This window comes from Arthrobacter sp., assembly GCF_031179985.1.
Classification (GTDB): domain Bacteria; phylum Actinomycetota; class Actinomycetes; order Actinomycetales; family Micrococcaceae; genus Arthrobacter.
This window is the reverse complement of the sequence record NZ_JAPSHJ010000007.1, coordinates 18766-44610: the sequence shown is the minus strand read 5'-3', so window position 1 is coordinate 44610 and position 25845 is coordinate 18766. Positions and strand designations below refer to the sequence as shown.

General features: G+C 62.6%; 25 protein-coding genes and 1 tRNA gene. 12 read left to right on the top strand and 14 right to left on the bottom strand.

What is annotated here, in order from left to right; translation table 11 throughout:
• Positions 1–29 precede the first annotated feature (29 nt).
• Positions 30–293 (top strand): DUF4235 domain-containing protein, encoded by a 264-nt coding sequence (locus RIN13_RS05130; RefSeq protein ID WP_309106262.1) that lies wholly within the window; start codon positions 30–32, stop codon positions 291–293.
• Positions 294–324: 31 nt separating this feature from the next.
• Here RIN13_RS05130 and mnhG read toward each other — a convergent pair whose 3' ends face one another.
• The 6 genes from mnhG to RIN13_RS05100 are packed head-to-tail and all read right to left on the bottom strand — an operon-like array spanning position 325 to position 6855.
• Positions 325–735: a monovalent cation/H(+) antiporter subunit G gene (gene mnhG / locus RIN13_RS05125; protein WP_309106261.1), complete on the bottom strand. Its 411-nt coding sequence runs from the start codon at positions 733–735 to the stop codon at positions 325–327.
• Positions 725–1000: a monovalent cation/H+ antiporter complex subunit F gene (locus tag RIN13_RS05120; protein ID WP_375164726.1), complete on the bottom strand. Its 276-nt coding sequence runs from the start codon at positions 998–1000 to the stop codon at positions 725–727. The genes mnhG and RIN13_RS05120 overlap by 11 nt, the downstream gene beginning before the upstream one ends.
• Entirely contained in the window at positions 1000–1545 is a 546-nt protein-coding gene (locus RIN13_RS05115) for a Na+/H+ antiporter subunit E (RefSeq protein ID WP_309106259.1), read from the bottom strand. The genes RIN13_RS05120 and RIN13_RS05115 overlap by 1 nt, the downstream gene beginning before the upstream one ends.
• On the bottom strand, positions 1542–3200 hold the full coding sequence (locus tag RIN13_RS05110) for a Na+/H+ antiporter subunit D (RefSeq protein ID WP_309106258.1): 1659 nt from the start codon (positions 3198–3200) through the stop codon (positions 1542–1544). Before RIN13_RS05110 ends, RIN13_RS05115 begins: the two co-directional genes overlap by 4 nt.
• Entirely contained in the window at positions 3197–3799 is a 603-nt protein-coding gene (locus RIN13_RS05105) for a Na(+)/H(+) antiporter subunit C (protein ID WP_309106257.1), read from the bottom strand. The genes RIN13_RS05110 and RIN13_RS05105 overlap by 4 nt, the downstream gene beginning before the upstream one ends.
• Positions 3796–6855: a Na+/H+ antiporter subunit A gene (locus tag RIN13_RS05100; protein WP_309106256.1), complete on the bottom strand. Its 3060-nt coding sequence runs from the start codon at positions 6853–6855 to the stop codon at positions 3796–3798. The genes RIN13_RS05105 and RIN13_RS05100 overlap by 4 nt, the downstream gene beginning before the upstream one ends.
• 141 nt (positions 6856–6996) lie before the next feature.
• On the opposite strand from RIN13_RS05100, the gene RIN13_RS05095 reads away from it, so the two are divergent.
• The 4 genes from RIN13_RS05095 (at position 6997) to RIN13_RS05080 (ending at position 10821) form a co-directional block, all read left to right on the top strand.
• The gene (locus tag RIN13_RS05095) at positions 6997–8400 is read left to right on the top strand and encodes an MFS transporter (protein WP_309106255.1); all 1404 of its coding nucleotides are present in this window, start codon (positions 6997–6999) and stop codon (positions 8398–8400) included.
• 94 nt (positions 8401–8494) lie between these two features.
• A complete protein-coding gene (locus RIN13_RS05090) occupies positions 8495–9073 on the top strand; it encodes a Rho termination factor N-terminal domain-containing protein (RefSeq protein WP_309106254.1) in 579 nt (192 codons plus the stop codon).
• Positions 9074–9144: 71 nt separating this feature from the next.
• Positions 9145–9627 carry a cation:proton antiporter regulatory subunit gene (locus tag RIN13_RS05085; RefSeq protein ID WP_247046665.1) on the top strand — a complete coding sequence of 161 codons (483 nt, stop codon included), beginning with the start codon at positions 9145–9147 and terminating at the stop codon, positions 9625–9627.
• Between the two features lie 6 nt (positions 9628–9633).
• On the top strand, positions 9634–10821 hold the full coding sequence (locus tag RIN13_RS05080) for a cation:proton antiporter (RefSeq protein WP_309106253.1): 1188 nt from the start codon (positions 9634–9636) through the stop codon (positions 10819–10821).
• 33 nt (positions 10822–10854) lie between these two features.
• Here RIN13_RS05080 and RIN13_RS05075 read toward each other — a convergent pair whose 3' ends face one another.
• Positions 10855–11067: a YegP family protein gene (locus RIN13_RS05075; RefSeq protein ID WP_309106252.1), complete on the bottom strand. Its 213-nt coding sequence runs from the start codon at positions 11065–11067 to the stop codon at positions 10855–10857.
• Positions 11068–11607: 540 nt separating this feature from the next.
• Between RIN13_RS05075 and RIN13_RS05070 the strand changes: the two genes are divergently transcribed.
• A complete protein-coding gene (locus RIN13_RS05070) occupies positions 11608–11841 on the top strand; it encodes a hypothetical protein (protein ID WP_309106251.1) in 234 nt (77 codons plus the stop codon).
• Between the two features lie 270 nt (positions 11842–12111).
• On the opposite strand, the gene dcd is transcribed toward RIN13_RS05070, so the two are convergent.
• Positions 12112–12696: a dCTP deaminase gene (gene dcd, locus RIN13_RS05065; protein ID WP_247046670.1), complete on the bottom strand. Its 585-nt coding sequence runs from the start codon at positions 12694–12696 to the stop codon at positions 12112–12114.
• A 111-nt stretch (positions 12697–12807) separates the two neighbouring features.
• On the opposite strand from dcd, the gene RIN13_RS05060 reads away from it, so the two are divergent.
• Complete coding sequence (locus RIN13_RS05060) at positions 12808–14538, top strand: CAP domain-containing protein (protein ID WP_309106250.1); 1731 nt, start codon at positions 12808–12810, stop codon at positions 14536–14538.
• A gap of 32 nt (positions 14539–14570) precedes the next feature.
• Here the strand turns inward: RIN13_RS05060 and RIN13_RS05055 are convergent, their stop codons facing one another.
• Positions 14571–15017, bottom strand: coding sequence for an SRPBCC family protein (locus RIN13_RS05055; protein WP_309106249.1), 447 nt, complete (start codon positions 15015–15017; stop codon positions 14571–14573).
• A 192-nt stretch (positions 15018–15209) separates the two neighbouring features.
• Complete coding sequence (locus RIN13_RS05050; protein ID WP_309106248.1) at positions 15210–15575, bottom strand: VOC family protein; 366 nt, start codon at positions 15573–15575, stop codon at positions 15210–15212.
• Positions 15576–15732: 157 nt separating this feature from the next.
• On the opposite strand from RIN13_RS05050, the gene RIN13_RS05045 reads away from it, so the two are divergent.
• Positions 15733–15803 (top strand) — tRNA-Gly (locus tag RIN13_RS05045).
• Here RIN13_RS05045 and RIN13_RS05040 read toward each other — a convergent pair.
• Positions 15795–16229, bottom strand: a complete 435-nt coding sequence (locus tag RIN13_RS05040; protein ID WP_309106247.1) for a hypothetical protein — start codon at positions 16227–16229, stop codon at positions 15795–15797. The genes RIN13_RS05045 and RIN13_RS05040 overlap by 9 nt on opposite strands.
• A 198-nt stretch (positions 16230–16427) precedes the next feature.
• On the opposite strand from RIN13_RS05040, the gene RIN13_RS05035 reads away from it, so the two are divergent.
• Both RIN13_RS05035 and RIN13_RS05030 read left to right on the top strand, forming a co-directional pair.
• On the top strand, positions 16428–16574 hold the full coding sequence (locus RIN13_RS05035) for a hypothetical protein (RefSeq protein WP_309106246.1): 147 nt from the start codon (positions 16428–16430) through the stop codon (positions 16572–16574).
• 456 nt (positions 16575–17030) lie between these two features.
• The gene (locus tag RIN13_RS05030) at positions 17031–18995 is read left to right on the top strand and encodes an alpha-L-fucosidase (RefSeq protein WP_309106245.1); all 1965 of its coding nucleotides are present in this window, start codon (positions 17031–17033) and stop codon (positions 18993–18995) included.
• A gap of 7 nt (positions 18996–19002) precedes the next feature.
• On the opposite strand, the gene RIN13_RS05025 is transcribed toward RIN13_RS05030, so the two are convergent.
• On the bottom strand, positions 19003–20400 hold the full coding sequence (locus RIN13_RS05025; RefSeq protein ID WP_309106244.1) for an MFS transporter: 1398 nt from the start codon (positions 20398–20400) through the stop codon (positions 19003–19005).
• Positions 20401–20564: 164 nt separating this feature from the next.
• On the opposite strand from RIN13_RS05025, the gene RIN13_RS05020 reads away from it, so the two are divergent.
• Positions 20565–21419 carry a LysR substrate-binding domain-containing protein gene (locus RIN13_RS05020; protein WP_309106243.1) on the top strand — a complete coding sequence of 285 codons (855 nt, stop codon included), beginning with the start codon at positions 20565–20567 and terminating at the stop codon, positions 21417–21419.
• Positions 21420–21554: 135 nt separating this feature from the next.
• The gene (locus RIN13_RS05015; protein WP_309106242.1) at positions 21555–21881 is read left to right on the top strand and encodes a hypothetical protein; all 327 of its coding nucleotides are present in this window, start codon (positions 21555–21557) and stop codon (positions 21879–21881) included.
• 133 nt (positions 21882–22014) lie between these two features.
• Here the strand turns inward: RIN13_RS05015 and RIN13_RS05010 are convergent, their stop codons facing one another.
• Both RIN13_RS05010 and RIN13_RS05005 read right to left on the bottom strand, forming a co-directional pair.
• Complete coding sequence (locus RIN13_RS05010) at positions 22015–25551, bottom strand: bifunctional proline dehydrogenase/L-glutamate gamma-semialdehyde dehydrogenase (RefSeq protein ID WP_309106241.1); 3537 nt, start codon at positions 25549–25551, stop codon at positions 22015–22017.
• 45 nt (positions 25552–25596) lie between these two features.
• The coding region (locus RIN13_RS05005) for a hypothetical protein (RefSeq protein WP_309106240.1) at positions 25597–25845 on the bottom strand (249 nt) is incomplete at its 5' end.

Genomic DNA, 25845 nt, shown 5'->3' with positions numbered 1-25845 from the left:
TCCTGTTTTACTGTTAGGAGCCCCTGGAAATGAGTTTTTTCATCAAGTTGCTTGGTACGGGCATCAGCCTGCTGGCCGGTTATGCCGGCACCAAGGTAGTGGATGCGGCCTGGGAAAAGGTCACCGGCCGTAAGCCTCCCAAGGGGGACAAGGATGACGTGCCCACCACGCTCCGTACAGCATTGACGTTTGCGCTGGTCTCCGCGTCCGTCAGTGCCATCATCCAGGTCCTCGCGAACCGCGGAACGCAGCGGGCCATCACCCGTTTCGCCAAGACCCAGGACATCGTTTAGCGGCATACGAAGCCGGCTGCCGGCTTACCGCTCAGGCGGAACCGTCGTCGTCCTTTGAGGCGGGGTCCGCCGCGTCCTTGGCAGCCGCTTTTTGCACTACTGCTTCCAGCTCGTCGGTGCTGAGCAGCTCGCGGTGAAGGTGCTTGGTCCGGTAACCGGCGCGGCCCACCATGTGGGCCGAAACCGGAACGGTCAGCAACTGGAAGATCCAGGCAAGGAGCAGCACCGGCCATATCCACCAGGTGCGCAGCTGCAACCCCACAGCGGCCAGCAGCAGGAAGAGCCCCAGCACCTGGGGTTTGGTGGCTGCGTGCATGCGGCTCATGAGGTCCGGGAAACGCAGCAGCCCGATGGCAGCGCCGAGTGACATCGCCGCCCCCACCACCATAAAGACGGCCGATACGGCGTCGATCACTGTGTCCAGGGTCGTATCAGGAGTCACTGGGTTGCTCCCGCCGGTCGGCAACAAAACGGGCCACAGTGACTGATCCTATAAAGCCGATGACAGAGACGGCCACAACAAGCATCAGGTTGTTCAGGTGCCGGTTGACGGCCATGTCGATGCACAGCGCTGCTCCCAGGATGGCCAGCAGGACGTCCGCGGCAAGCACCCGGTCCAGGAGCGATGGGCCAACGGCGATGCGGACGATCGCCCCGGCCGCAGCAAGGGACAGGGTCACCGCAGTTATCACCAAAACAAGCTGCATCACGCGCCAACCTCCTGTTTGAGTGCCGCGAGTTCTTCTTCTGTACCCATGACCCTGATCAGTCCGGCTTCCGCGTCGCGGACAGACCGGCGGAACTTGACGACGTCGTCGGCGTTCCGCACGTTCAGGGCGTGGACATAGAGCGTGGAGGTGGACCTGTCCACCTCCACCACGAGGGAACCGGGGATCAGGGAGATGACGTGACCGGTCGCCGTCACCATAAGGTCAGAGTGGCTGCGCAGCGGGACGGCCACGACGGCGTTGGTCACCTTGGGGCCGCGGGCGACGGCCAGGTAGAAGACCTGGAAACTGGCGGCCGCCACTTTTCCAACGAACTGCAGGGCAAATGGAATGGCCTGCAGAATGCTGAACCGGCCGCTCAACTCCACCGGAGGAAGGTAGAACATGCGGGCCACGAGAATGGCCAGCACGGCGCCGAACAGCAGGTTTCCAGGGCTGAAGTTTTGCCACAGCGCACCCCAGACGAACACCAGCCAGACGAGCAGCGGCAGTTCCTGCCGCAGCGACACACGCCGGCGGCTCATTTGCCTGCTCCGAAGGGTGCTGGCTCCTGTGAGTCAGCCGCCCCTGAGGCCCGCGGCTCCGAATCAGGCAGGGCAATCGCAGGGACCGGCGCGTTGTCCCCGAGCACGGCCCGAATATAGGACGTCCTGTCCAGCATGTCCTGGGCCGACTGATCGGCAACCTTGAAGATCGGGCCGGCAAAGACCGTCAGCCCCACGCCCAAAAGCACCAGTGCCATGGTGGAGCCCACCATGGTGCGCGGCAGCAGGATGACGTTCTTGCGCCCGTGCCGCGTTCCGGTGTCCGCGTCCCCGGGAGCCGCGAGGAGCACAGGATCGGGGTGTTCGGCGTCGCTGGGCTTGCGCCAGAAGGCACGGTTCCACACCCTGGCTACGGCCAGCAGGGTGAGAAGGCTTGTGAGCACCCCGCCGATGACCAGGGCGTAGGCGAGGGGCGTGCCCAGCTGAACGCCCGCCTGCATCAGGCCCAGCTTGCCGAGGAAACCCGAAAACGGTGGAATGCCGGCAAGGTTCATGGCCGGAACGAAGAACAGGAGCCCCAGCAGCGGCGACAGCTTGGCCAGGCCGGCCACCCGGTCCATCGAGGAACTCCCGCCGCGGCGTTCGATCAGGCCCGTGACAAGGAACAGGCTGGTCTGGATCGTGATGTGGTGCGCTACGTAAAACACCGCGGCGCCCAGGCCTGCTACGGAGGACATCGCAAGCCCGAACACCATGTATCCGATGTGGCTCACCAGCGTAAACGACAGCAGACGCTTGATGTCGCTTTGAGCCAGGGCACCGAGTATGCCCACCACCATGGTCAGCAGCGCTGCGATCATAAGCGGTGTATTGAGGGTATCTCCCGGGAATAGGAGGGTTTCCGTACGGACGATGGCGTAGACGCCCACCTTCGTGAGCAAGCCAGCAAAGACGGCGGTGACCGGAGCAGGCGCCGTCGGATATGAGTCCGGAAGCCAGAAGGAAAGCGGGAACACAGCAGCCTTGATACCAAAGGCCACCAGCAGCATAACGTGCAGGAGCGTGCGCGTCCCGGGATCGAGTTCAGCAAGTTTGATGGCGAGGTCGGCCATGTTGATGGTGCCTGTGGCCCCGTAGATCATGGCGATGGCGATCAGGAACAGCACGGAGCTCACCACCGACACCACGACGTACGTAACGCCTGCCCGGATCCGGGGGCCGGTTCCGCCGAGGGTCATCAGCACGTAGCTGGCCGTGAGCAGGATTTCGAAGCCCACGTAGAGGTTGAAGAGGTCACCGGACAGGAACGCGTTGGAGACGCCGGCCACGAGGATCAGGTAGGTGGGGTGGAAAACGGAGAGCGGGGCGTCCTGGTCGCCGTCGGCCATTCCCTGCCCGGTCGCATAGACCAGCACCGCCAGGCTCACCGAGGACGACACCACCAGCATCAGGGATGAGAACTGGTCGACCACCAGGACGATCCCCCAAGGCGGCAGCCAGCCCCCGATGTTCACCGCGATGGTCCCGCCGTTCCAGACGGAGGCGAGCAGGACGCACTCCAGCAGCAGCGTGAGGGAGAGAAGAGTAATGCTCACTACCCGTTGGGCCCGGGAGTGCCGGATCAGCACGAAGGTGAGGGCAGCTCCCAGGATGGGAAGTACGACGGCGAGCGGCGCAAGGCTGGCAATGTTCACTTTCGGCCTCCTTCCGGTCCGGGTTCAATGTTGGTGGAACCGGGTTTTTCCTCTGCTGCCGCGTCCTCGACCGTCAGCACCGCGCTGCCAGCCCGGACAGTGTCGTCAGGGTGTGGATCTCCACTGCCTGTTTCGTCGCCCGGGGGCCTGTTGGAGACTGCCCGTCCATCCGTGCCGAGCATGGTGAGTGGAAACTCGGAGGTTTCCACTGGAATTTCCGCGTCATCTTCGGCATCGTAGCTGGGGGTGTCGGCGACGCGGCGGTCCTCCACGTCGTCCTGGATTTCGTCCTCGCGAGCCAGAACCCATGTGCGGTAGATGATGCCCAGCATAAAAGCGGTGACGGCAAACGAAATCACAATCGACGTCAGGATCAGCGCCTGCGGAAGGGGGTCGTTGTAATCGCCCGGGGCCGTCTCTTTGCTGAAAATCGGCGCCAACCCTGCGTACCCACCTGTAGCGAGGATGAGCAGGTTGGTGGCGTTGGCCAGGAGCATCAGGCCCAGGAGGACGCGGGTAAGGCTGCGTTCGAGGATCAGGTAAATGCCACAGGCGTACAGCGCACCCATGACTGTCAGCAGCGTCAGGTTTACCCTCATGCCTTGCCCTTTGCTGTGGTTTCGGCCGGAGTTCTGTCGGGTTCCTGCTCGGCTGTCGGCTCCGCTGGTCCTTCCTCGAAGTGTTCGTCGATTTCAGCCCCCAGGCTTCGCAGAACGTCCAGGACGAGCCCGACCACCACGATGTAGACGCCGATGTCGAAGATGGTGGAGGTGACAAACTTGATGTCGCCAAAGACGGGCAGCCACAGCTCAATAATGGCCGTCTGGAAAACCTGCCCGCCGAGCAGCAGCGGGACAACACCGGAAGCGGCCGCCGTCGCCAGGCCGGCTCCCAGCAGGGTGCCTGCACTGATGGGGGTTGCCTCACTGAGTTCGAAACGGCCGCCGGCCAGGTACCTGATGGTCAGGGCGAGGCCCGCCGTCAACCCGCCCGCGAAACCGCCGCCGGGCAGGTTGTGTCCAGCCAGCAACAGGTACAGGGAGAAGATGATCATCGAGTGGAACAGGAGTCGTGTCACCACCTCGAAGATGATGGAGCGGCGTTCGGGGGCGAGCGTTCGGCCCGCAACAAGCCACGCGTCGCGGGTTGATGCCGCGAATTTACGGCTCAGTTCCAGAGCTGCACTGTCACGGGAGTTACGCACGACGCTTGTCCGCCGGCCTACCGTTCCTGCCGCGACCGTTGATGACGCTTTGATGCCGTCACCACGTCCCCGGATGAAGATCAGGCTCGCGACGCCCGTGGCCGCGAGCGCCAGCACCGAAATTTCGCCGAAGGTGTCCCAGACCCGAATGTCAACGAGCGTGACGTTGACCGTGTTCAACCCGCCACCGCCTTCGTACGCCAGTTTCGGGAAGGCTAGTGAAACGGGCTCGGCGATACGGGCACCCATGGCATAGATGCCCACGAAGATCATGGTGATGCCAAAACCGATACCGATGATCACGCGGGTGATCCTGTACTTGCCTCCCGTTCTGTCCCGCAGCTCAGGTGGCAGGCTGCGCATGGCAAGGACGAAGGCAACCAGGATGATGGTTTCCACCAGCATCTGCGTCAGGGCAAGGTCGGGAGCACCCTGGAGCGCGAACATCAGAGCGATGCCATAGCCGGTGACGGATACCATGAGTACGGCAAGGAAGCGCTTGTTGGCCTTCACTGCCGCCAGCGCTCCGATCACGATCCCCGCGCCCACAACTATCTGCAGCGGTGAATTGGGGTCGATGAAATACAAGTCATCGGGCAGGGGTTTCTTGGCGGCGACGAGAGCCGTCAGCGGCAGGATAAACGCTACAGACAGAATGACGGCGAGGTAGAAATACAGTGACCCTCGCTGGGTTCGCCCGGTGACCCAGACTGCGACGTCGTCCAGGGCGCCGATGGTCAGCTGGTAGGCGCGGTCGCCGTCGATCCAACCAGGAACCCTCTCCTGCAGCCGGGAGAAGCCGGCCCGCCAGCGGAACATGGCCCACCCGAGTACAAAGGTGACTCCCGTAAGGCCCAACGCCAGGGTGAAACCGTGCCAGAGCGCAAGGTGGCCTGCCGCGCCGGCCGCACTGCCGCCGTCGGCTCCTCCTCCATCTACGCTGCCCGTACCGAAAAGGGCCGCGTAAGGTTGCAGCCACGCGTCAACGGGCACCGGCCAGAGGCCGTACGCGATCGTCAGCAGGCTCAACATGGCAGGTGCCGCCAGGAACGATGGCCGGATGGGCTTGAACTGTATACGTTCAACGCCCGGCTTGGTGGCGAACGCTCCCCACATAAAGCGCGCGCTGTAGGCGAACGTCAGGACCGAGCCCAGCACCAGCCCGATCAGCACCACATAACCCCAGACCGGCGATTGCCCGGCGTCTGGCGTTGCAGCGTGGTGCACGAACGCCACGAACACCGACTCCTTGGCGACAAATCCAGCCAGGGGAGGCACTCCCGCCATGGAAGCGGCGGCGACGGCAGCCACAATGCCCAAGGCTCGTGATGAACTGAAAACACCGGAGAGTTTGTTGATGTCGCGGGTACCTGATTGGTGGTCGATGATGCCAACCACCAGGAAGAGCGTGGCTTTGAACAGGCCGTGGGCCAGCAGCAAAGCGAGCCCGGCCAGTGCGGCATCCGGTTTACCCAGGCCCACCACCATGATCAGGAAGCCGAGCTGGCTGACGGTGCCGAAGGCCAGGATGAGCTTGATGTCGGTCTGCCGCAGCGCCCGGTAGCCGCCTACCAGCATCGTGGCCAGGCCCAGCCCCAGCACCAGCGGCAGCCAAAAGCTTGTTTCCGCGAAGCCCGGAGCCAGCCGGGCCACCAGATAAACGCCGGCCTTGACCATTGCGGCTGCATGCAGATAAGCACTCACCGGCGTCGGTGCCGCCATGGCTCCGGGGAGCCAGAAGTGGAAAGGGACCAGGGCGGACTTTGTCACCGCGCCAACCAGGATAAGCACGACGGCGGCACTGACCGCCCCGGCGGCGTTCCCCGTTATCAGTGCCGGAGCCTGCTCCAGGATGGCTGAAATCCTGTACGTGCCGGCGCTGTGGCCAAGGATGATCAGGCCAACCAGCATGCTCAAGCCGCCGGCCGTGGTGACCACGAGGGCCTGGAGGGCGGAGCGGCGGGCGGACAGCCTGGTCCTGGCGTAACCGATCAGCAAATACGACAGGACAGTGGTGAGCTCCCAGAACATGAACATCAGCAGCAGGTCATCGGCAGTGACCAGGCCGAACATTGCGCCGGCGAATGCCAGCAGTTGGGCTCCGAAGCCGCCCAGATCGCTGTCCTTGTCCTTGAAATAGCGGGCGCAGTACACGAGCACCAGTGATCCGATTCCGAGGATCAACAGCGACATCACCCACGCCAGGGCGTCCAGCCGGAAGGCCAGTTCAAGCTTGAGCTCTGGAATCCAGGGAACCACCTGGACGGCGGCCCCTGGTTGCGCCGCTTGTCCGGCGGACGCCGAGTACACCGAAGCATGCTGGAGGATCAGCCAGAGGAACGATGCGGCGGGAACCACGGCCAACGCGTAGAACGAGTTCCTGCCGAATTTCCCGAACAAAAAGGGCGCCAGTGCAGCCACCGCAAAGTGCACGGCAAGGACTGTAATCACTGGTATCTCCGCAACGTCAGGAATTCGATTATCAAAGGTTGGAGCTGGCGGTCGTTAGTTGGGTTCAGCGTGTCCAGTTTACCAAGCGGGCGCATTCGTTCTTGACCCAGATTTCGGCTGAAGGGGCGATAGCATCGGGTCATGAACTCCGCCACCGCGTCTCAGGCACAACAGCCACCGTCGGAACTCGAGACAGGAAGCCAGGCGGTCAGCAAGGGCCAGATCCTGGCTTGGGCTTCCTGGGACTGGGGCTCGGCGGCTTTCAACGCGATCATGACCACCTTTGTGTTCACTGTTTATCTCACCTCGGATGCCTTCGGCAGAGAAGATCAGGCTTCGGCTGTCCTCGGCGGGGCATTGGCGGTGGCCGGTCTGGCCATTGCACTGTTGGCCCCTGTTACGGGGCAACGCTCCGACATCGGCGGCAGGCGGAAGCTTTGGCTGGGAGTCAACACGGCCGTCGTCGCCCTTCTGACCGCTTTGTGCTTTTTTGTGTTCCCCCGGCCGGAGTTCCTGCTCCTCGGGGTCACCCTGATTGCGCTGGGCAACGTGTTCTTCGAATTTGCCGGGGTGAACTACAACGCTATGCTGGCCCAGATCTCGACCCCCCGGAACATCGGGAAGGTCAGTGGCTTCGGCTGGGGCATGGGATATCTTGGCGGGATCGTGGCCCTGCTGATTGTGCTGCAACTGTTTGTCCAGCCCGGCTTCGAATGGTTCGGAGCCTCGACGGAGGACGGCTTCAACATCCGCCTCGTGGCAGTGTTTTCCGCTTTGTGGTTCTTCATCTTCGCTCTCCCCGTGCTGTTCGCCGTTCCCGAGCTTCCCCGGCCGGCAGGCGCGGCAAGGCTCGGCTTCATGGCTTCCTACGGGCTGCTGATGCGGCGGATCACGGCCATCTACCGGACGAGTCCGCACACGATCTATTTCCTTCTTGCCAGCGCCATCTTCCGGGATGGTCTAGCCGCCGTCTTTACCTTCGGGGGAATCATCGCGGCGGGCACCTTCGGGTTCGAGCTGAAGGACGTGATTTTCTTCGCCATCTTTGGAAACGTGGTGGCGGCAGTGGGGGCCATGATTGGAGGCTTCCTGGATGACCGGGTGGGTCCAAAAGCTGTCATCCTCGGTTCGCTGGTGGGGCTGCTGATTGCCGGGACCGCCATCCTGGTGCTGGGCGACGGTGACTACGTTTTCTTCGGCAGCACCTGGGCGGGGGCCACCACTTTCTGGGTCTTTGGCCTGTTCCTGTGCTTGTTCGTTGGCCCTGCCCAGTCATCGTCCCGAGCCTATTTGGCACGGCTTGCACCCGATGGCGAATCAGGTGAGCTTTTTGGCCTCTATGCCACCACGGGCCGGGCCGTGAGCTTTCTGGCACCCACGCTCTTCACTCTCTGCATCGCACTGGCCGTCCCCTTGGTCGCCGAGGGCGAGGCCCAGCGCTGGGGAATCCTGGGCATCATGGTGGTGCTGCTGGCCGGCCTCCTGGTCCTCCTGCCGGTCAAACCGCCAGGCAAGGCGGAGATAGCGGTCGTTCCGTCCGCATAGCAAAGAGGCCTCTTGACAGTCAGCCCAGGCTTGGTGCCCACTTAATAAGTAGCCTTACTATTTGGTGAAATCCAGAGCGGAAAGGATCAGTTAAGTGGCAGACAAAGCGGACAACCAACCAACCAATACCGATGATACGGGCGAGCTGCGGGACATGAAGGTGGACGAGCTCCGGCAGGAAGCGAAGGATGCCGGGGTAAGTGGAACGTCGGGAATGAAAAAGGACGAGCTTGTTGATTCACTCAGCAGCGGCGAGGCTGCGAACGGCGAAGACCAGGGCGCCATGGGCGCCGGACCGGACGAAGGCAAGGTCCGCAAGGGGCCGGGTTCATCCGATTCCCTAAAGTACTCGCAGGAAGTCACCTCACCAGAGGATGAGCCGGAGCGGGAAGGCAGAAGCCTCGTTACGACTCACCATGAAGTCATCAGGCAGTGGGCAGAAGAGCGCGACGGCGTTCCGGCCACGGTTGAAGGAACGGAACACGGTGACCACCTTGGAGTGCTCCGGATCGATTTTGGTGGCGACGACGACAAGCTCCGCCATGTCAGCTGGGAGGAATGGTTCAAGACCTTCGATGAACGGGGCCTGAATTTCATTTACCAGGAACAGCGAAGCGACGGCAGCCAGTCCAACTTCTTCAGGCTGGAGAATCCACAACGGGAGGACGCTTAGCTCTCCCGTATTCTCCGGAATCGTCTGCCGCTTCAGCCCCGCACGGCCCACGGGAGCATTAGGCTGGACCCATGAACGTGGATGAGACAGATCTTCCCGGCCTTGGCAGGCGCAAGGATTTTATGACGGCTTCGGGGCGCCGGATCGGCGTCGTGGAGTACCGGGAAGGCCAGAGCGAACTCATTGTTTCAACCTGGGACGATCCCGACACGTGCCAGGCGTCCATTCCCCTGACAGCTGATGAGGCTGCAACTCTCGGCAATCTGCTGGGCGGGCAGCACCTGGCCATGCAGCTTTCTGAAGCCCACCGGGAAATCCCGGGGATCGTTACACGGCAGTTTTCCATTGCGTCTGGTTCGCCCTTCGAGAACCAGCCGATGGGTAAGGCATGCATCCGCACCCGAAGCGGCGTCTCCATTGTGGCTATCATGCGCGAAGGCGAGGTTGTCCCCTCCCCCGGTCCCGACGTCGTCCTCCACCGGGGGGATCTCCTCGTTGCCGTAGGCACTCAGGAAGGCCTCGATACAGCGGCCGACATTCTGCGCAACGGATAAGCGGCAATGGATCCGCTGGCACTGACCCTCATCGAACTGGGGGCCGTTGTGTTCTGCCTTGGCCTGCTGGCCAGGCTGGCTGAACGGATCGGAATGTCACCCATACCGCTCTATCTCGTGGGCGGATTGTTTTTTGGTGCTGGCGGCTTTATGGAGTTCAAAGGGATTCAGGAGTTCGCGCATATCTCGGGGGAGATCGGTGTCATCCTCCTCCTGCTGATGCTCGGGCTCGAGTACACAGCTACTGAACTTGTCACCGGCCTGCGACGATCCTGGCAGGCCGGCGTCCTGGACCTTATCCTGAATTTCCTGCCCGGAGCGGGGCTGGCAGTCCTTCTTGGGTGGGGCCTGGTCGGGGCCATGGTGATGGGTGGAGTGACCTACATTTCGTCTTCGGGGATCGCTGCCAAGGTCATTACTGACCTGGGCCGGGTGGGTAACCGTGAAACGCCAACCATCTTGGCGATTCTGGTGTTCGAGGACCTGGCGATGGCTCTGTACCTCCCCATCCTGACCGCGATCCTTGCCGGGGTCAGCTTCCTGGGCGGGCTTCAGACGGTGGGGATTTCGCTGGCCGTCGTCACCGTGGTGCTGATGGTGGCGTTGCGGCATGGCCACCGGGTCTCCCAAGCGGTGCACAGCGAAAACTCTGAGGTCTTCCTGCTGAACCTGCTCGGTGCCGCCTTGCTGGTGGCCGGAGTGGCGTCGGCCCTTCAGGTCTCAGCCGCGGTGGGGGCCTTTATGCTCGGCATCGCCATCTCGGGGGTGACGGCCCACAACGCCACCCGTATCCTGGAGCCCCTGCGCGATCTGTTCGCTGCCATCTTTTTTGTGGCGTTCGGCCTGAACACGGACCCCGCCTCAATTCCGCCCGTCATCGGCTGGGCTCTTGCCCTCGCGTTGCTCACGGCTCTTACAAAAATGGGCACAGGGATCTGGGCTGCCAAAAGGGTGGGAATCGCGGTTCCCGGCCGTTTCCGTGCCGGCGCCACACTGATTGCCCGTGGCGAATTTTCAATCGTCATCGCCGGTCTTGCCGTGGCTTCAGGCGCGGTGCAGTCTGAATTGGCGGCGTTGGCCACTGCCTACGTCCTGATCATGGCCATCGTGGGTCCACTCGCGGCCAAGTACATCGAACCGCTGGTGCGGGCATTTCGCCGCCCCGCAAAACCCCAACCGGCTGGAGTGGCCTGAGGAAGCACCGGGCCCAGCCCGCTACGCAGGCCGTCATGCAGCCTTTGGCCGATCCGCCGGGGATGCTTCGCAAAGATCCTTGATCAGCCCCATGCCGGCGTATTCGCGGACGGCGCGAATGCCCTGGACCGCGGAGGCTTTGTCCGGGAATTGCCCGGATACTGCCACAATCGCCCCATTCGGAGCTTTGATTCTGAACCCGTAGGACGTGCTGCCATTAACAAATAGTTCGAATGTTCCGGACATATTTACCCCTATATTTCAACCGAGGGATCTAACCTCGGAGCTGTTTCACTAACGAAACGCAACGCTGCGTTCCGGCTCCCCAGCCATGCCACTCTTAAATGTAGGCGCGAAACCGTTTACTTGCGAGTAGGTAATCCAAGGCATGCGGAGCGTGACGTCGCACCAAAGGATGGATGGCCATAGGCCATCTCCCCCACCGAGGTCGACGAACTGGAGGACCATCTGCGCGAGCAGATAGCCGACAGGCAAGCGACCGGCCTTGACGACGAGGCCTTCCTCGTCGCCATCGGAACCTCGGTTTGCTCGTCTTCCCGTTCCTCGCAGGGTACTTCGAGTGGAAGCGGCGCCTTACAAGCAAGGTTGCGGCCATGCTGCTCATACCGTTCGCGGCCCTCGCGGTTGTGCTCAACATCTACCCCTTTGCCGCTGGCGGTTCCACCGAAATGCTGGCCGCAGTACACGCACCGCTGATTCTATGGCTGCTGGCGGGAGGTACTCGTCGTCGCGGCCCTGGCAGTCAACGCCGCGATGCTCACGGCAATGCTCACCCGTATCGCCGAATTCGGCTCCAGTCCCAACAAGATCGCACCCCTGGGCCTGAATCTTCTGCTGCTGGTGCATCTGCTGCGGGCGGCCTGGCTCGCCGTCGGATTCCTGCGGGGGAGGCGTCCGTTTGCCTCGCTGGAGCGCTGGCAAACACGGTACCTGCCGGTTTACGGCGCCTGGGCCGCCGCCGTCGTCGTCATCTTCCCGCCGATCTTTGGCTTCCTCTAGCGGTCCCCCACGGCACTATCGTTGCCACAAAAGCCACGAGCGCAAGGCCGCTGATCAGATAGAGCGCCTTTCCCCATGGTGTGATCCCCGCCTCCGATACTGAAAGTATCGGCGAGGCTCATTCCAGCCACACCCGGACCTGAGGTGAGCCGGCGACCATATAAGCCGCCACTGCCACGAACCCTGCGGCGCCTGCCCAGATGGCCCGTCTATGCTCGTTGCCGCGCCAATTCCCCATATGTGCAGCCTGGTAGCCCGGCGGGTCCGAAATCAGGGTGCCTGGATGTCCGTCAGATGGAAGTTCTGGTGGCTCCGGCTGGCGGTAGGTCCGCGCTGACCCTGGTAGCGGTTTCCGTACTCTCCTGCGCCGTAGGGGTACTCGGCGGCAGAGGTGAGCCGGAAGAAGCAGAGCTGCCCGATCTTCATGCCCGGCCACAGCTTGATGGGAAGGGTGGCCATGTTCGACAGTTCCAGCGTCACGTGCCCGGAGAATCCCGGATCGATGAATCCAGCGGTGGAGTGCGTCAGCAGCCCCAGCCTGCCCAGCGAAGACTTTCCTTCCAGCCTCGCCGCGATGTCATCCGGGAGGGTGACCGTCTCATAGGTTGAACCCAGCACGAACTCCCCCGGGTGAAGGATGAACGGCTCGCCGCGGTCCACTTCCACCAGACGGGTGAGTTCCGGCTGTTCCTCCGCGGGATCGATATGCGCGTATTTGTGGTTGTCGAACAGTCGGAAAAACCGGTCAATCCTGACGTCCACTGAGGACGGCTGGACCATGACGGGGTCGAACGGTTCCAGCACAATCCGTTGGGAGTCTATTTCGGCGCGTATATCGCGGTCAGAGATCAGCACAGCTCAAAAATACCGTATGCACTGTTCCCTTCGCTCTCTCAGGGCTAGTCTGGCCTCCTATGCACGCCGCAGAGGGGTGGGATGCGGCCTGAGGGGAACTGGGGTCTGGTCTTGAAGAAACTTGCTGCGCCCGCTGTTGTTGCCATGCTCTCTGCCCTGGCCCTGATGGGTCCCGTTCTGATGGGTCCGGCCCCCGGCCCGGTGACTGCCGGTCCAGGGTCCTCGGGTTCGGGCCTGAACGCTGCCGCCCGCCCCATATCGTCCACAGATGTTGCGGAAGCTTCGAAGACGCCCGACGACGACGGCGCGCGGCGGCTGGCCATCTCACCGCCGTCAGGCCCCACCCAGGCAGCTGACCCAGGCGGGGGTGCCGCCGTCGTGGCACCGGCAGCTAAGCGTTTGCCTGTGCTTGCGCCTGGAACTGCGTCCACCCCGCCGGAACCGCCGCTCATTCCGCCGTTGTCCGCATCGCCGTCGGATCTTGAAGAGCTTTCCGGGCCCGCGCCCGATGCCGATGTTCCTGGTACATCAGCCTCCAGCCCCGGAACCATGACCCCCGAAGCGCTGATCCGGGACGACAACTCCGCCCACATCAGGGAAGTGTTCGCAGCCATTAACAGCTATCGGAACTCCCTGGGGCTGGCATCCGTCAAGTACCACCCCACTGTCGCCGGAATGGCCCAGGAGTGGTCCGACAACATCGCCACCCGCGAGGTGATCGAGCACCGGGCGAACTTCTGGACAGATCCGCGGGCCATGAATCCCACCAACGGAGCCGGTGAGATCATTGCCGTCCGGTGGGACAGGAACGCGGCACAGCTCGTGGAGATGTGGAAGGGCTCCGCGCCCCACGACGCCATCATGAAAGACCCTAGATTCAATGTGATCGGGATAGGCATCACGTTCACCGACGGCAACTGGCAGACCACACCCAACCGCTACACCATGTGGGGCGTCGTCAATTTCTTCGGCTACAACACCCTCCCCGCCGGAACCATCAACCAACCCGGCGGCAGCGGCGCCATCCCGCCCGCGCCGACCACCATGTGCGATCCCCAGGTAAGGCACATGCCGCCCACCGTGGATCTCTCGGCAGCAGCAATTAAGAGTGCAGGAGACCTCGTTTCAGTGGATTCGTCTGGGCAGCTCCTGAACCGGCCTTCCCTGGGAAACCGGGCGTACGGCGCCCAACAGGTGATCGGGTCCGGCTTCAACTCAGCGAAGGAACTGTTTATCACCGACTGGCAGAAGGACGGGGTTTTTGACGTCCTTACTCAGTGGGCCGACGGCCGTATTACCCTGCACCAGGGTAATCCCGGCGGAGGCTTTGTGCCGGTGGTGACCCTGGGGCAGTCCGGCTGGGCAGCCATGACCCTCGCCATCGGGGAATGGTGCGCCAACAACCGCCTGCCCCAGTTGCTGGCCCTGGATTCTTCGGGAAACCTGTGGCTCTACCCAAACCGCGGGACAGCCGACCACACCGTCCGGACCCAGATCGGCGCGGGCATCACTGCCACCCGGCTGGCTATGGTGGATTACGACGACGACGGGTTCCAGGATCTGCTGGCGCGGCGGAGTGACGGAAACGTGCTGCTCTATCGAGGATCGGGCAGCACAACGCCGAGAGCCGAATCTCGCCCGATAGTGGCCACAGGGTGGAGCGATGTGTCAGCCATCCGAGCATTGCGGGATGTCACGGGCCTCAATTCAACCGGGCTGGCGCTGCGGCGCTCCGGTGGCAGCCTGGGTGACGTGGTCCAGTACTGGGATCTCACCGGTGGCGGACTCAATTCGCCCAGCACGGTTACCGGTGCCTGGTCAGGGTTGAGGCTGGCGCAGTAGAGCGTGGCCGGCAAAGCCCGCGAAGGGCAGGCCTACTCCTCGGGAGCTTGCTTCTCCAGGAGGACCTTGAGCAGCTCGAGCTGGGCAACCTCAGTCTTTAGGGACTGATGGGCCGAGCCGTTAACCAGCCCCATCAATCCTTTCGGCTGGTACTCAAGGGCGAAACGGACCCGGGTGCTCTTGCCTTCGGAGCTGAGATAGTAGCCGCCCCGGGGCTGTGCAGGACCGGCGATGACCTGGAACTGTATCTCTGCCCCGGGACGGACCTGTGTGATCCGGAAATCGCAGGCCACCGGGCGGCCGCCCGGTCCGGCGATGGTCTGTTGGTAAACGCTGCCCTTGGCTCCCGGCGCACCGGAGAGCAATTCGATGCTGCGGACGTCCTTACACCAGAGTGGCAGGTTCAGCCCGTCGGCCAGGAAATGGTAAACGCTGATGGCATCACGCTGAATGAGCACCTCGTACTCTGCAAATGCCACGAGGAACCCCTAGGTCATGGACGGCTGATCGGCGTAGCCCGTTCCCCAACGACTGCAGCTAACTGATTCAGGATAGCCAGCCCGCTCTCCCGCTCCTACGCACGGGTGGGGCCTTTACCGAATGGTTACCCGATGCCCTTCATATGACGCCTCGTGTTGCCGGGCAGGCTCTCGCGGTCAGTCCCCCGGAGGTCAGTCCAGGGGAGAGACCCGGATGAGGTTCCCATCTGGATCAGTTATCACGAAAGTGCGCCCGAAGACCTCGTCGCGAGGCTCTTCGATAACGTTGACACCCTTATCCATCCATTTGGTATAGCACTGGTCTACGGCGTCACTGGCGCCTGGCACCATGAGCCCCACCTCACTGGAGCGCGGTGTTGTTGCTGTGACACCGTCGCCGGCTCCTGACCATAGAGCAAACAACACGCCCGGAGCCACTTCGAATGGGACGTAGCGAGGGGTCACCATAACGGGCTCCATCTCGAAGAGGTCGCTATAGAAGCTGGTGGAGCGCTGGACATCGGTCACATAGATGAGGAACAGATTTGGCGCTGCCATGGAATCTCCTTCGTCGATGCTTCTGACAACTACCAGCCTGACATACATCGGCAGCAACGCCGTCAGAGCAGATGTTCCGGGAAAGTCCAAGACTGGGGTAATGTAAATCTCGATGTTTCACCGGGACCGTTTACCAGTCTTTTTGGCCGGTCCCACTGCGGCTGTAGCACAATGGTAGTGCGCTAGCTTCCCAAGCTCGACACGCGGGTTCGATTCCCGTCAGCCGCTCTCCTCACCAAACCGCATTGGGAAAGCCCTGCGGGAATTCTCCCTCTCAACCTCTCGGATCACCTTCCGAACCAGGTTCTTTGCCAGGCTCTTCTTCATGGCAACCAGCCGGGCACTCTCGCGTTTGCGGTAACGGGCCGCTTTAAGCCCCGCCATAAGGACGCCAACACCCTTGGGCTCGATTTCCACGCCAATGGTGGCCCGGGTGCTGTCGGCAATGGGGTAGAGCGTATAGGAGTAGCGGAAGGATTCGCTGCCGGTTTCCACTGTCTCCACCCAGGACCTGCCCGGAACGCATTCTGTAAATTCGGGAGCCAGACCCTCGTAGCCCGGAAGGTTGTAGTGCTGCCGGCCGTCGACGCAGAACTCGTAAAAATCGGAGGGCGCACACGGAACCAGGACCGTGTTCTCAAGAACGATACCCATTGCCAATCCTGTTTTCGATGGGCCCGCCCCTCACGGTGCCCACAGCGACATTTTGGCACCCGATGGCCAGTGGCACAATCACGTAACGGTGTCCTCAGACAGGTACTCATTTCGCTCCGCCGGGTCCGGTCCTGCATTAGCACCCCGGGTGTATCGTCATGAGTCAGGAACCCCTTCGGTTCCGCTACAGGAGCGATCATGGCTGACAAGTCCCCCCGTCAAGCAGCATCAAAAAAGGCCGGCAAGTCCATCAAAGAAAAGCGCGCGGACAAGAGAGCTGCGGCAGCACCGCCGAGCTCACTGGACAAAGCCACTTCAAAGCCGGCGGCCGCCAAGAAGAAGTGACCCGGACGGCGGGTGACCGCCGTGGCCGATTCACGGAACCTGCGCGCGACAAGTCAGCGCTTTCTGACACCCGCGCGCCGCTTGAAAAACGGAACCAGCCCCCGAAAGTCCATCGGGGCACACAAGAGCTTAATCCTCGAGGGCCTGAGCACGGTATCGCACCGGCTCAGGCCCTCGGGCTTTGTCGGGATCTGCGATGAGAAACCCCGACGTGCTGGTGCATCTTATCTACAGAAGGGCCTCAGCGGTAAAGGCTCCAGGCTCCCCGCGCTCCATTTCGGAACTCACGAGACACAGACATCATATGTAACAAATCCGCCGTGAGCACGCGCTGTCATTATTTCGCGAAAAGCTAACTCTTGACACTCCTCGATTTGGCCATAACATCGGATGTATCACACGTTGTTTGCGCTAACAGTGCTGGTGCGGACCCTTAACAAACATGGAGCTAAGACAATGACGTCACGAAATTTTGGCCGCCGGCACTTTCTCGGCGCAGCTGGTGCCTCTGCTGCAGGTCTGCTGGCCACCTCCGTCAGTGGCGGAGTATCACCAGCCACAGCAGCTGAGGTCTTGGCAACAGGAACTGGTTGGGACACGCAGGCTTTGCTGCAGAAGCTGGTCGATATGCGTTTTGGAATGTTCAATCACTTCAATCTGGGCACTTACACGAACGAGGAGTGGGCTGCTCCGAACCAGAATCCCGCGATTTTCGCACCGCCGTCGGTGGATACCGATCAGTGGGCCGATGCCGCTCGTTCGGCGGGGATGAGCTACGGGGTGCTCACCACCAAGCACCATGACGGATTCGCGCTGTGGCCCACCAAATACGGCACCCAGAACGTCATGAACTCGGGCTACAAGCACGACGTCGTCAGGCAGTACGTGGACTCGTTCCGCTCCCGGGGCCTGAAGGTGGGCTTCTACTTCTCCATCTGGGACCGCACCCATCCCGTACAGGCCACCGGCGGATACCATGTCAGCGACCCCGCAGCCGGTGTCGACTCGCCCCAGATCACCTATGTGCTGAACCAGCTCAGAGAACTGCTCACCGGCTACGGCGAGATCGAAGTCCTGATGCTCGATGGCTACGCCTGGCAGATGGGCCACCAACAGGTCCCGATGCAGCGGGTCCGCGACCTGGTCAAATCCCTCCAGCCCAACTGCCTCATCATCGATATCTGCGCGGTCCTCACCCCCTGGCTGGCCGACGGGATCTTCTGGGAGGAACCTTTCGGGATCACCGCGCCAGCCGGGAATACCTGGGCCGGGATGCAGGGTCAGACCATCAGCAACGGCTGGTTCTGGCACCCCTCCACCCCCACCGAAGGGCTGATGTCCAGGGACGCCATCATCACCCACCTCACCGAACTCGAATCGAGGTGGACCTCCTTCATCCTGAACTGCCCACCCAACCGCAACGGCAAGCTGGACCCCAACGTGGTGGCCCGCCTCGCCGAAGTCGGCGCGGCCTTCTCCCCCAACCCGCGCGGCGCGCTCCCCGCCCAACCCCTGCGCGCCGAACACCTGATCACACCCGTGGCCGCCTACGCCACAGCCTTCCGTGAGCCGGAACCCCCGTACTTCGCAATCGACGGACGCGCCGACAACAAACTGCAGACCTGCTGGTCCACCTGGCCCGGCACCGGCGAACTCGCCATGCCCGTATCGATAACGCTGGATCTGGGCGGTGTGTACACCGATGTGACCACGCTGGAGTACCTTCCCAAACAGTGGAACCGCCAAAACGGCACCGATGGCGACGTGACCTCCTACGAGATCTCCACCAGCGCCAACGGCGTGACCTTCACAACGGTAGCCTCCGGCACCTGGGCTACCGGGCCCACCCCGAAGCTCGCCGAGTGGGCCCCCGTCACGGCCGGGTACATCCGGTTCACCGCAAAGGCAGGCTCGGGAGGCTATACAAACGTAGCCGGCCTCCGGGTCGGCGGCCGCACCGCAAAGCCGGCCCGCCAGTCCTTCGCCGTCGCTCCCAACCGCGCGTACAAACTCATCAACCCCGCCAGCGGGAAGGCACTGACCGTACTCAACGGCTCCACCGCCAACAGGGCCGCCGTTGTCCTGGCCCCCGACACCAACGCGGCGAACCAGCGCTGGACGCTGACCACCGACGTCGACGGCTACTACAAGCTAAGGGACGCCAACAGCGGAAAGGTCCTCGAGATCGGTTTCCGCTCGCGGACCATCGGCGAGAAGGCAGCGATCTATTCCAGCGCCGACGTCCTGCAACAGCAATGGGCAATCACGCCCGTAAGTAACGGAAAAGTGGCCCTTACCAACCGCTTCTCCACCTATGCCCTCGGCCTGACCGGCGAAGCCACCACCGACGGAACCACCACGGAACAACAGCTCTACCGAGGCTCCGCCCACCAGCAATGGACACTCGTCGACGTCACCTAAACCGAGCTCAGCCCGACGAGGCTCGCCGGACAACGCGGACCAGGTGCCGCCTGTCCCTCACGTCCAGTTTGAGGGTCAGGTGGCCCTTGCGTGCAATCAGGACGGCGACGGCCCCCGCTGCCAGCGCGGGGACCCCGCCCGAAACCAGGATGGCGGTCTGGGGGTCAACATGCTCGGCCACCCAGCCGATCATAGGGCCGCCGATTGCCTGACCGCCGATCAGCACCATGATGTACAGGCTCATCACGCGGCCTCTGATCCCCATGTTGGAGCTGATCTGCACCAACTGGTTGGAACCGGTGAGGAACATGAGACACCAGAAACCTGAGAGGACCATCGCGGCGCCGAACCACACCAGGGACGGCGCCAGCGATGCCAGGCAGAGCATCAATCCGTACATTCCTGCGCAGCTCACCACCGAGCGCAGCCGGAGTTGCCGCCGTCGCGTCGATGCCACAGCACCCGCCAGGGCGCCGAGGGCCACCAAGGCGTTCAGCAGTCCGTAGCCGGCGGCGCCGATGTCGTAAACGTGGTCAGCGAAGGCGGCCAGAATCACGGGAAGGCTCATGGCGAAAACGGCCACAAAACCAGCCATGAGCCAGGGCCAGTAGATGGTGGGCTTGCTCAAGGCGTAGTGCAGCCCCTCCCTGAGCATGCCTTTCCGCTTGGGAGTGGGCGCCGTGATGAAGAGTTTGTCCTTGCGGAGCAGCAACAGCATGGCCACCGTCGAGCAGCAGGCAAGGGCGTTCGCCGCGAAGGCCCAACCTGCACCCACTGCAGTCAACAGAATCCCCGCGAGCGCCGGACCTATCAGCCCGCCCAGCTGGAAGGTTGTGGAGTTCACGCTGATGGCGTTGCGCAGGTATTTGGGACCCACAAGTTCGTTGACAAATACCTGGCGTGCCGGCTGATCCAGCACCGTGACCAGCCCCAGTACCAGTGCGATGACATAGACGTGCCACACCTGGACCACCTGGCTGATTGCGAGAACGGCCAGGGTGGCGGCAAGGACAGCAGCCATGCACTGGCACAGGATGAGGATCTTTCGTTTGGCGAAGCGGTCCGCCATCATCCCGGCCCAGGGTCCCAGGAACAGCGACGGCATAAACTGCAGAGCCACCGTGATCCCCACCGCTGTCACGGAGCCGGACAGCTGCAGCACCATCCAGTCCTGGGCTATCCGCTGCATCCACACCGCAATGACGGCGATGAAGTGGCCGATAGCGAACAGGCGGAAGTTCGGCACACGCAGGGAAATGAAAGTCTGGCTCCAGGGCAGCCGTTCACTGACGACGGCGATCGGCTGGGTGATGTTGCCCGGTTCGGCTTGCTGGTGTGAGGCGGAGGTAGCGGAATCGATGACGGGCTGACTGACAGTTGCCGTTGACGGCGGTGGGGGTGCCACAGAGAATCCTAAGGAAGCGGTGAGCGGGGACGTCCTTAACGCTAGGATGACCATGAGTAATTATGGAAGCTTATGGTGGCTATAACTAACATTGCGCATCGTAATGATGGGACGGCCACCCGCCATCACCAAGTGGGCGACGCAGGCCGCAAGAGGAGACAACGATGTTCGAACCAGCCCAGCTCCGCTCCTTTCTTGCCGTCGCGGAAACCCTCAGCTTCACCAAGGCCGCGGAACGTCTCGGGCTGGCGCAGCCAACGGTGAGCCAGCATGTCAGGAAACTGGAGACGGCGGCAAAGAGAGTACTGATAGCCCGTGATACCCGGGATGTGCGGCTAACCGACAACGGCGACGCGATGGCAGGATTCGCCCGAAACATCCTCGCCGCACACGATGCTGCGTCCCGCTACTTCTCAGGTTCGGCGATGCGGGGCAGGCTGCGCTTCGGCACTGCTGACGACCTGGCCATTACCGGCCTCCCCCGCATCCTGCGGGAATTCCGCCAGATCTACCCGCAGATCAACCTTGAGCTGACAGTTGGACAGAGCGACCAGCTGTACAAACGCCTCAACGCAGGGCAGCTCGATCTTGTGTTTGTGAAATGGGTGGCAGGCGCCAAAGACGGCACGGTGGTCCAGCACGATTCCTTTGCCTGGGTGGGACTGGAGCAGACGGCCCTTGCTCCGGGCGATCCGGTGCCGCTGATTGCCTACCCGTCCCCGAGCCTGAGCAGGAAATTTGCCATCGATGCCCTCGAAGCCGGCGGCCGGACCTGGCGCATCACGTGCACGACCAAACAGATCAGCGGCGTCCTCGCCGCTGTCAGGGCAGGGATCGGGGTGGCGGTCATGCCGTCCTCCCTCGTTCCGGAGGATCTGAAAATCATCACCCGCCGATTCGATCTCCCGCCGGTGGGCGATGTCGATTTCACCCTTATCCGGAACCCCTTGGCGAATGCGGAAGTCATCGATGCCCTGACGCAGTCCATCGTCGGGCGTACCATCAAGCGCTCCGCCTAGCAAAGATAACGATTGAACATCGAACGCGTATCGCTTATGCTGAATTTTGCTTATGGTCAAGAAGAGGCCTGAGACATCGCTCTGACAACGAACGCATGTCCGCCACTCTTGGAATGCGTTCGGGATAGGCCGCCAATGACGACAGCCCAGAATGCCCACGCTCACACCGCACCCGTAGTGCGCCCCCATGAAACCGCGCGCCCCACAAGCACCGGGGCCCATCACACCAACCGCACCTCAGCTGCCACCTGGGTAGATGCCGACTACGTCGGCAACCCGTACTGCGAACGCTGCGGCACCGACGAGTTCATCTACCTGGAAGCTTTCGTTCCGGCCAAGCATCGGCCTGACGGTTCCGTAAAGAAGCTGGGCGAAGTGACCTATTTTTGCACTGGCTGTGATGACTTTTCTGCGCACTCGGTCCCGGCATCGTGGGTGCCGCCGGGCTGGTACTTCGGCTAGGAACCCGCCACTGGGTCTCAATCCCGGAGAAATTCCCGGGCACGGCAGCGGCATTGATTTTTAAGAGCAACCGGGCTGGCACCAAAAGGTGCCAGCCCGGTTACGTTTGTTCAACCTCGGACGCTGTGAGTGTCTAGATCAGGCCCTCGGAGAGGTGATTCGGGGTGCCGAACCGGTGCGCCGTGATGCTGACGGCCTGCTCGTGAAGGAACGGGAGCAGTTCCACCCGGCCCGCTTCTGTCACCTCGTGGGCGTAGACGGCCACGTCGGGTCGGCCACCGAGGGCCCCTGCCAGCCGGGAGGCATTGCCGCCGATCAGGCGGATGCGTCCGTTCGAAAGCTTGCCCGCTGTACTGAGGCGTCCGACGCCGGCCAGCCAATCGGCGTCGTTCTCCACCCGTGCTTTGATGGCCAGCCCGGAGAGGACCGCCTCCAGCTGGGCAGGGAGTTCGACGGCGGTGGACACCGTCACTGCCGAATTCGCAAGCACCCCCGCGGCCAAGATGCGGATGAGATCACCGAGTGCCTGGCCCTCGGAAAGACGGACGGTCACCGGGAGGGGGCGGTACCGGAAGACGTTGCGTTCGGCGCTCAGGCCGGACACATCCTTGGCGGTACCGAATTCCTCTGCCCAGGCCAGGGCATCTGAAGCGAGGGCGCGCTGCAGTGTTTCCAGCTCCGCCGGCTCGAGCCAGCCCTTCGCCGCGTTCAGCAGCCTCCGCACACCGGCGTTGGTGACCACAGCCTTTCCGCCGTCACGCTGGTCTGCAGTGCTGGCCTTGCTCACCCAGTCGCCGAGCCCGGCGAGGTAGTTTGGCCCGCCGGCCTTGGTGCCGGCTCCAACGGCTGACTTCTTCCAGCCACCGAACGGCTGCCGCTGCACGATGGCGCCGGTGATGCCGCGGTTCACGTAGAGGTTTCCAGCCTGGATGGTCTTCAGCCAGACCGCCAGTTCGGCGCTGTGGAGGGAGTGCAGGCCAGCGGTCAGGCCGTATTCAATGTCATTCTGGATGGCGATTGCTTCTTCCAGAGTGTCCGCGGTCATGACACCCAGCACCGGGCCAAAGAATTCGGTCAGGTGGAAGTAGGAACCGCGCTTCACGCCATAGCGGACTCCCGGGCTCCAGAGCTTGCCCGTCTCGTCGAGCTTCTTCGGCTCCACGGCCCAGCTTTCGCCGGCGTCCAGGGTGGTCAGGGCGGTGAGGAGCTTGCCCTTGGCGGGTTCGATAATCGGGCCCATCTGGCTCGTGGGGTCCTCAGGGTAGCCAACTGTCAGCGACGTGACGGCGTCAATCAGCTGGTTATGGAAACGCCTCGATTTGGCTGCCGAGCCCACCAGGATCACCAGTGAAGCAGCGGAGCACTTTTGGCCGGCGTGGCCGAAGGCGGAGTAGGCAACGTCCTTGGCGGCGAGATCGAAGTCGGCGCTCGGCGTCACGATGATGGCATTCTTGCCACTGGTCTCGGCCAGCAGCGGCAGATCCTGGCGGAAACTGCGGAACAGCTCAGCGGTCTCATAGCCGCCGGTCAGGATTACGCGGTCAACAGACGGATGGGAGATGAGCTGCTTGCCCAATTCCCGCTCGCCGAGCTGGACCATAGTGAGCACGTCACGGGGAACGCCTGCCTCCCACAGCGCCTCGATCATCACGGCACCGCTGCGGCATGCCTGTTTGGCAGGCTTGATCACGACGGCGGAACCGGCAGCGAGCGCTGCCAGGGTGGAGCCGGCCGGAATGGCAACCGGGAAGTTCCACGGCGGGGTCACCACGGTGAGCTTCGCTGGAACGAACGTGGCGCCGTCGACGTCGTCGAGCTTGCGGGCAGACTCTGCGTAATAGTGGGCGAAGTCGACGGCTTCACTCACCTCCGGATCACCCTGGTCGAGGGTCTTTCCCGTTTCGCTGGCCATGACTTCGAGCAGGTCAGCACGGCGGGCTTCAAGGACGTCCCCGGCGCGGTGCAGAATTTCGGCACGTTCTGCCCCGGACAGAGCGGCCCAGACCTTGCCCTTGTCCACTGCCGTGGCAATCACAGTATTGAGGGTGTCCTCGTCACTGATGGTGGCCGCCTCCACCGAGGCGTTGCCCAGGGTAGAGAAGGGAACGCAGCCGAGGATCGACCGGCCCCAATCCCGGTTCGCCGGCAGTGCGGGATCGGTGTCCGGGGTGTTCCGGAAACCGGTCCGGGGCATGGGCTCAGGCGGCAGGTTGCGGTTCTGGCTGCGGTTCGGTCCGGGGACCGCGTCGTCGAGCTTGTCCAGGGAGTTGAGGAAGCGCTGCTTCTCACGCTCGAACAGGGACTCGTTTTCGCTGAGCTCAAATACTGCCGACATGAAGTTGTCCTGGCTGGCGCCTTCTTCGAGGCGGCGGATGAGGTAAGCAATCGCGACGTCGAACTCGGCCGGGTGGACCACGGGCGTGTAGAGCAGGAGCGAGCCGACGTCCTTCTTGACCGCCTCGGCCTGACCCTGGGCCATACCGAGCAGCATCTCGAACTCGATGCCTGACTCGACGCCGCGCTGCTTGGCCAGGAGCCAGGCGAAGGCGATGTCGAACAGGTTGTGGCCGGCCACGCCGATCCGGATGTTGCGGATCCGGTCCGGGTGCAGGGCGTAGTTGATGACCCGCTTGTAGTTGGTGTCGGATTCCTGCTTGGAGGAGCAGGTGGCCAACGGCCAGTCATGCAGGGAGGACTCAACCTGCTCCATGGGGAGGTTGGCACCCTTCACAACGCGCACCTTGATGGCGGCCCCGCCCCCTGCACGTCGGGCAGCAGCCCACTCCTGCAGGCGGATCATGGCAGCCAGGGCATCAGGGAGATAGGCCTGAAGGACGATACCGGCTTCAAGATTCTTGAATTCGGGCTGGTCCAGGATCCTGGTGAAGACCGCGACGGTCATGTCCAGATCCTTGTATTCCTCCATGTCCAGGTTGATGAACTTTGCCTTCTGCCCGTTGGCTCCATAGGCGGCTGCGCGCGCGAAGAGCGGCGTGAGCTTCTCAACCACATGCTCGACGGCCTCGTCAAAAGCCCAGGGCGAGTGCGGTGCCACCGTCGAGGAGACCTTGATGGAAACGTAGTCGACGTCGGAGCGTGCCAGGAGGGTGTGGGTGCCCTGAAGGCGGCGGGACCCTTCCCGCTCGCCCAGCACCGCCTCACCAAGCAGATTGACGTTGAGGCGGACATCGTTCTTGCGGATCCTGGCGATGGCCGGGCCCAGCTTGGCATCGGTTGCATCCACGATGAGGTGGCCGACCATTTCGCGCAGGACGCGGCGGGCGATCGGAATAACCACCTGCGGGAGAACCGGGGCCATGGTTCCGCCTACACGCACGGCGCTGCGCATGTACCACGGGAGGAACGAGGGGACCTTCGGCGCGAGTTCGGCCAGGTTTCGGGCGGCGACGTGGAGATCGTCGGGGCGGATGACGCCGTCGACGAATCCGACGGTGAATTCCAGGCCGTTGGGATCCTTCAGGACGCCGGCCAACTGCTCTGCTGAGGCGTCGACGGGAACCTTGGAAGCTTCGGTCAGCCAGTGGCGTACCAGTGCGATGGTTTCGTTGGCGAGGGCGTGGGCCTCAACGACCGCGTGGGCTCCGGCGACAGCCGTCTCTTGGGCCCTTTTTCCAGTGCGGGCACCGTGCTCCGTGGAGATGTTGGTCATGGCTGGTACTCGTTCTTTCCGTGAGTGTGGAACCGTGTTCATTCATCAGTATGAGCTTCGAATCACATAAGATAAAGCGATGTTTTCTAAGCAATACAGGTTAGAAAAACCATTGTTTTCGAAAACCGTCCAAACGTTCAGAAATCCCCCAAAACCCTTCCTCACCTTTCGCCCGAAAACGACGAACCCTCCCGCACCTGAAGTGAGGGAGGGTTCGTCAATAACGTCCCATATCTGATCGAGCGTCGCAGGATTTCCTGCGATAAGTGAGGGAGCGTTGTAGTGCCTGGTCAG